The organism is Micromonospora sp. NPDC003776 (assembly GCF_053605645.1).
In genome coordinates, this window is record NZ_JBSGJR010000433.1 from 1 (window position 1) to 6,151 (window position 6,151).

Below are 6,151 nucleotides of genomic sequence, written 5' to 3' on the forward strand. Positions count from 1 at the left end.
GCCGCACCAGCTGCACCCGCTGGTCGTCGGCCTGCCGCGGCAGCACGGAATAGGCGATCTTGTAGCGGCCCTGCGCCTGCGCGTTGCAGTCGTCGCCAGTGCCGCAGCGCCGCACCGACGGCGTCCTGGAGGGCGTCCTCGGCCAGGTCCAGGTCGCCGAGGCGGCGGGACAGCACGCCCAGCATGCTGCCCGCCTCGGCTCGCCAGACCCGGTCGAGCGCCGCGGTCGCCTCGGTCATCGGCCCACGTTACGGACCGGTTCAGCCCTTTGCGAGGGCGCGGGAGATGACCAGCCGCTGGATCTGGTTGGTGCCCTCGACGATCTGGAGCACCTTGGCCTCCCGCATGTACCGCTCGACCGGGTGGTCGGCGACGTAGCCGGCGCCGCCGAGCACCTGCACGGCGTCGGTGGTCACCCGCATCGCCATGTCGGTGGCGAACAGTTTCGCCTTCGCCGCCTCGATGGAGTACGGCCGGCCGGCGTCGCGCAGCCGCGCGGCCGAGAGCATCAGGGCGCGGGCCGCGGAGATCTGGGTGGCGTGGTCGGCGAGGTTGAAGCCGAGCCCCTGGAAGTCGATGATCGGCCGGCCGAACTGCTGGCGCTCCTTGGCGTAGCCGACCGCGTAGTCCAGCGCCGCCTGGGCCAGGCCGACCGCGCAGGCGGCGATGCCGAGGCGGCCGGAGTCCAGCGCGGACATGGCGATCCGGAAGCCGGCCCCCTCCCCGCCGATCAGCCGCTCGGCGGGGACCCGGGCGTCGTCGAAGGCGATCTGCGCGACCGGGGAGGCGTGCAGGCCCATGGTCCGCTCGGCGGCCTGCGGGTGGATGCCCGGCGTGTTCCGGTCGGCGAGCAGGCAGGAGATGCCCTTCGGTCCGGGCCCGCCGGTGCGGCAGAAGATGTTGTAGAAGTCCGCCACCCGGGCGTGGGTGATCCACGCCTTGGTGCCGGTGACCACGTAGTCGTCGCCGTTGCGGACCGCCCTGGTGGTCAGGGCCGCCGCGTCGGAGCCGCCCTGCGGCTCGGAGAGGCAGTACGCCCCGAGCAGCTCGCCGCCGATCATGTCGGGCAGCTGCTTGCGCTGCTCGTCGGTGCCGAACTGGGCGACCGGGTAGCAGGACAGGGTGTGCACGCTGACCGCCTCGGCGACGGCCAGCCAGCGGCTGGCGAGGATCTCCAGCACCTGCAGGTAGACCTCGTACGGCTGGGCCGCGCCGCCGTGCTCCTCGGCGTACGGCAGGCCGAGCAGGCCGGCCCGGCCCAGGGTGCGCAGCACCTCGCGGGGGAACTCGGCGCGCTCCTCGAAGCCGGCGGCCTTCGGCGCGAGCTCGCGGTCGGCGAGCTCGGTGGCGAGGTCCAGCAGGTCGTGGGCCTCGTCGGTGGGGAGGATCCGGTCGACGTTCATAGTGCGATGAGCTCCGTGGGGGTGGTGTTGAGCCGTTGGCCGCCGTCCGTCGTGCAGACGACGATGTCCTCGATGCGGGCGCCGTGCCGCCCGGCGAGGTAGATCCCGGGTTCGACCGAGAAAGCCATGCCGGCCTCCAGCGGCCGGGGGTTGCCGGCCACCACGTACGGCTCCTCGTGGGTGTCGAGGCCGATGCCGTGGCCGGTGCGGTGCAGGAAGGCGTCGCCGTACCCGGCGGCGCTGATGACGTCGCGGGCGGCCGCGTCGACCGCCTCGGCGGTGACGCCGGGGCGGACCGCCGCCACGGCGGCGCGCTGCGCCTCGTACAGCACCGCGTAGTAGTCGGTGAACTCGGCCGGGGCGGGGCCGCCGGTAACGTAGGTGCGGGTGCAGTCGGAGCGGTAGCCGGAGGGCATGGTGCCGCCGATGTCGACCACCACCGGCTCCCCGGCGCGGATCGGCCGGTCGGCGGTGCCGTGGTGCGGGCTGGCGCCGTTGGGCCCGGCCGCGACGATGACGAAGTCGACGCGCACGTGGCCGGCCGCCCGGATGGCCGCGGCGATGTCGGCGGCCACCTCCACCTCGGTCCGGCCGGGGCGCAGCCACTCCCCCATCCGCTGGTGCACCGCGTCGATCGCCGCGCCCGCCTCGGCGAGGGCGGCCACCTCCGCGGCGGACTTGCGGATCCGCAGCTCGCGCAGCACCTCGGAGGCGAGACGCTGGGCGGCGTCGGGCAGCGCGGCGCGCAGGGCCAGGACCTGCTCGGCCCACATCCGGTCGGCCAGCCCCACGGCCGCCACCGGGCCGGGCAGGGCCGCGCGGACCAGCGGGTACGGGTCGGTGCCGTCGGGATGGTCGACGATGCGGACGCCGGCGGCCGGGGCGGCCTCCGCGCCGGGACGTTCCAGGGTCGGCACGATCAGGGTGGGCTCGCCCTCGGCGGGCAGCACGAGGCAGGTGAGCCGCTCCCCTTCATGGGCGTCATAGCCGGTCAGGTAGCGCAGGTCGGAGCCGGGGGTGAGCAGCAGCGCGTCGAGGCCGGCGGCGGCGGTGGCGCGCTGCGCGGCGGCCAGCCGCTCGGCCGGATACAGCTCGTCGTGTCCCACCCCCCGAGCTTAACGGTCGTTTGGGCGCCGGCGGGAGTCGGTCACCCGCCCGCCCTGCACCCGTCCGGCGGGTACGACCACGGTTGGCAGAACGGGGCGACGGACTGCGTCCCGCGCTGACCACCCCGGTACGCTCGGTGCCGACGCGCGGCGAAGGGGGCACGATGGACAGGGCGGGCCGGATCGGGCGGCTGATGACCATGCGCGCCCAGCCGGGGCGGGGCGCCGAGCTGGCGGAGACCCTGCTGCGGGTGGCCGAGGGCCTGCGCGGGTTTCCCGGCTGCGAGCTCTACGTGATCAGCCGGGACGGTGCCGACCCGGACACCGTGCGGGTGACCGAGGTGTGGTCCGACGAGGATGCGGTGCAGACGGCGCTGGCCGCCGCTCCCGCCGCCGACGGCTCCGCCCCGAGCATCGCCGACGTGCTGGGGATGCTGACCGGGCCGCCGGAGCGGGTGGACGTGACCCCCCTCGGCGGGATCGGCCTGCCCGATGCTGGCTGAGCCGCCGGAGCTCGTCGTCCCCGACGCGGACGCCTGGCGGGTGTGGCTCGACGCCCACCACGCCGACCCGACCGGGGTGTGGCTGGTGCTGGCGAAGCGGGGCACCACCGAACCCACCCGGCTGAGCTACGACGACGCGCTCGAGGAGGCGCTCTGCCACGGCTGGATCGACGGCCAGGTCGGGCGCCGGGACGAGGGCACCTACCGGCAACGGTTCACCCCGCGCCGGGCGCGCAGCCCGTGGTCGGCGCGGAACGTGACCCTGGTGGCGCGGCTGACCGCCGACGGCCGGATGCATCCGGCCGGCCTCGCCGAGGTGGACCGGGCCCGGGCCGACGGCCGGTGGGACGCCGCGTACGCCGGGCAGGCCACCGCGGAGCCGCCACCCGATCTGCTGGCCGCGCTGGCCGCCGAGCCGCGGGCCCAGCGGATGTTCGACATCCTCACCGCGCAGAACCGCTACGCGGTGATCTACCGGGTCACCACCGCCAAACGGGCCGACACCCGCAGCCGGCGGATCGCCCAGTTCGTCGAGATGCTGGCCCGCAGCGAGACGCCCCACCCGCAGCGGCGGACCCTCGACTGAGCCCCGTCACGCGGCGACCCTTTTCGCCCCGCGGATGGCGGCGGCGAGGTTCTCCAGCAGCGGGGCCGCGCCCGCGTACGAGAAGCGGGGCACCGCGTCCCACGGGGTGACCTGGCCGGCCTTGACCGCGGGCAGCTGGGCCCAGGTGGGCTTGGCGGCGAGGTCGTTCGGTTGCACGGCGGTGGGGCGGTTGTCCAGCAGGATCAGGTCGGCCGGGAACCGGCCGGTGTTCTCCCAGCTCAATGCTTCGAAATAGTCGCCCTGTTCGAGCTTGGTGGGCACCACCAGGTCGACGCCGAGTTCAGCGAAGTACATCAGGTCGGTGCTGACCTTCGGGTTGGAGACGTAGAACAGGTCGGGGCTGCCGGAGGCGGCCAGCACCCGGATCCCCGGGTTGGCCCTGACCGCTTGGCGGACCGCGTCGGCGGCGGCGGTGAACCGGGCCTTCGCGGCGGTGACCTTCGGGGCGGACAGGTCGGCGCCGAGGCTCTCGGCGAGTTGCGCGTACCGCTGGATGGGCGTGGTCATCGGTACCCGGGCGGTGGTGATCGCGACGCTGGGCGCGAGCGGGAGGATCTTGTCCTTGCTCTCGTCCGGCACGTACCAGAGCGCGCCCGGGTCGTACATGTGGGTGACCAGGAGGTCGGGGCGCAGCGCCGCGTACCTCTCCAGGTTGAACTCGCCCCAGGCGTTGCCGAGGATCTCGACCCGCGCGACGTCGAGGTCGCCGGCCTGCGGCTGCCTGCTGCCGTCGCTCTTCGTCGTCTCGCCGAACACGCCGACGAGCTGGCTGTCGAGTCCGAAGTCGACCAGGGCGGCGGCCACTCCGGTGAAGGCGACGATCCGGGACGGGCGGGTGGCCGCGTCGACCTTCTGCCGGCGGTCGTCGGTGAAGGACCAGGGGCCGGTGGTGGGCGCGGGGACGGCCGCCCCGCCGTCGCGGCCACAGCCGGCGAGGAGGGCGGCGAGGCCGGCGGCGCCACCGGCGGCGAGCAGGCCGCGGCGGGTGAGCCGGCGGCCGGACAGGGTGTCGGGCATGGCGAGTGCCTTTCGGTACGGGTCGGAAATGACCATGGACTGTGAAGTTAGGTTAACCTAACCTAACTTAGCCTGCCGTCAAGCCCGCGCACCTCACCCGGAGTCCACACTGTCCGCCACCACTTCGCCGCGATCCGCCGCCGACCCGGCGCCCCGGCCCGGTCCCCGCCGCGATATACGGACGGCCGGGCTCCCGCTCGGCCTCCTGCTGCTGGCCGCCGTGGCCGTGCTCAGCCTCGCCGTCGGCGCGAAACCACTCGCCCTTCCCGACGTGTGGCACGGTCTTACCGACCCCGCCTCCCCCGAGCACACCGTGGTACGCCAGCTGCGGCTGCCCCGCACCCTGCTCGGGCTCACCGCCGGCGCGGCGCTCGGCGTCGCCGGCGCGGCCATGCAGGCGCTCACCCGCAACCCCCTCGCCGACCCCGGCCTGCTCGGCATCAACGCCGGCGCGTCGGCCGCCGTGGCCACCGCCACCGTCACCCTCGGCGTCACCGCCCTCGACCACCAGGTCTGGTACGCGCTGCTCGGCGCCGCCCTGGCCACCCTCGCCGGGCACGCCGTGGCCGGCGGCCGGCACGCCACCCCCACCCGGCTCGCCCTGGCCGGCGCCGCGCTCAACGCCGCCCTCTACTCGTACGTCAGCGCGGTCATGCTGGTCGACAGCACCTCTTTGGAGCGGCTGCGGTTCTGGACCGTCGGCTCCCTCGCCGGCGCCCGCACCGACACCGTCCCCGCCCTGCTGCCGTTCATCCTCGCCGGACTGGCGCTCGCGCTGCTGGCGGCCCGCCCGCTGGCCGCCCTCGCCCTCGGCGACGACTCCGCCCGCGCCCTCGGCGCCCACCCCGGCCTGGTCCGGGCCGCCGTCATCGCCGCCGTCACGCTGCTCTGCGGGGCCGCCACCGCCGCCTGCGGCCCGATCGTCTTCGTCGGGCTGCTCGCCCCGCACCTGGTCCGGGCGGTCACCGGCCCCGACCCGCGCCGGCTGCTGCCCTGGTGCGCCGTCTACGCCCCCGTCCTGCTGCTCACCGCCGACGTCGCCGGCCGGATCCTCGGCCGCCCCGGCGAACTCCAGGTCGGCCTGGTCACCGCCGTCCTCGGCGGACCGCTCTTCCTGCACCTGGTCCGGCGCGGACGGGTGGCCCGCCCGTGATCGTGCTCCGCCTGCCCGGTGGGCTGTCCCTGCGCCTGCACGCCCGCGCGCTCGCCGTCGGCCTCACCGCCGCCCTGCTCACCCTCGCCCTCGCCGTGCTGGCCGTCGCCACCGGCGACCACCCCATCCACCCCGCCGACGTGCTCCGCGTACTCGCCGGCGGCGGCGATCCCGCCGACCGGTTCATCGTCACCGAACTGCGCCTGCCCCGGCTGGCCGCCGCCCTCGCCGTCGGCGCCGCGCTCGGCGTCGCCGGACGCGGTCAGCGCGATCACGGCCTGCCTCGGCGCCAGCGCGAGCACCTGACGGAGCACGGCCTGCTCGTCGGCGTCCTCGGCGTCGGTGCGGCCGGTGGCCGGGAG

At 75.4% G+C, this 6,151-nt stretch carries 7 protein-coding genes and 1 pseudogene; 4 read left to right on the top strand and 4 right to left on the bottom strand.

Going from position 1 to position 6,151, the window contains the following annotated elements:
- From ACWEVO_RS27260 to ACWEVO_RS27270, 3 genes and pseudogenes are all read right to left on the bottom strand, one after another.
- Positions 1 to 239: pseudogene (locus ACWEVO_RS27260) on the bottom strand (hypothetical protein); the annotation flags it as partial.
- A gap of 21 nt (positions 240 to 260) precedes the next feature.
- Positions 261 to 1,403, bottom strand: coding sequence for an acyl-CoA dehydrogenase family protein (locus ACWEVO_RS27265; RefSeq protein ID WP_452310352.1), 1,143 nt, complete (start codon positions 1,401 to 1,403; stop codon positions 261 to 263).
- Entirely contained in the window at positions 1,400 to 2,509 is a 1,110-nt protein-coding gene (locus tag ACWEVO_RS27270; protein ID WP_452310353.1) for a M24 family metallopeptidase, read from the bottom strand. The genes ACWEVO_RS27265 and ACWEVO_RS27270 overlap by 4 nt, the downstream gene beginning before the upstream one ends.
- 164 nt (positions 2,510 to 2,673) lie before the next feature.
- Between ACWEVO_RS27270 and ACWEVO_RS27275 the strand changes: the two genes are divergently transcribed.
- Entirely contained in the window at positions 2,674 to 3,012 is a 339-nt protein-coding gene (locus ACWEVO_RS27275) for a putative quinol monooxygenase (protein ID WP_452310354.1), read from the top strand.
- Positions 3,002 to 3,598 (top strand): YdeI/OmpD-associated family protein, encoded by a 597-nt coding sequence (locus ACWEVO_RS27280; RefSeq protein ID WP_452310355.1) that lies wholly within the window; start codon positions 3,002 to 3,004, stop codon positions 3,596 to 3,598. Before ACWEVO_RS27275 ends, ACWEVO_RS27280 begins: the two co-directional genes overlap by 11 nt.
- A gap of 6 nt (positions 3,599 to 3,604) precedes the next feature.
- On the opposite strand, the gene ACWEVO_RS27285 is transcribed toward ACWEVO_RS27280, so the two are convergent.
- Complete coding sequence (locus tag ACWEVO_RS27285) at positions 3,605 to 4,636, bottom strand: ABC transporter substrate-binding protein (protein WP_452310357.1); 1,032 nt, start codon at positions 4,634 to 4,636, stop codon at positions 3,605 to 3,607.
- A gap of 109 nt (positions 4,637 to 4,745) precedes the next feature.
- On the opposite strand from ACWEVO_RS27285, the gene ACWEVO_RS27290 reads away from it, so the two are divergent.
- Positions 4,746 to 5,789: a FecCD family ABC transporter permease gene (locus ACWEVO_RS27290; RefSeq protein WP_452310358.1), complete on the top strand. Its 1,044-nt coding sequence runs from the start codon at positions 4,746 to 4,748 to the stop codon at positions 5,787 to 5,789.
- The coding region (locus ACWEVO_RS27295) for an iron chelate uptake ABC transporter family permease subunit (RefSeq protein ID WP_452310356.1) at positions 5,786 to 6,151 on the top strand (366 nt) is incomplete at its 3' end. The genes ACWEVO_RS27290 and ACWEVO_RS27295, both read left to right, overlap by 4 nt.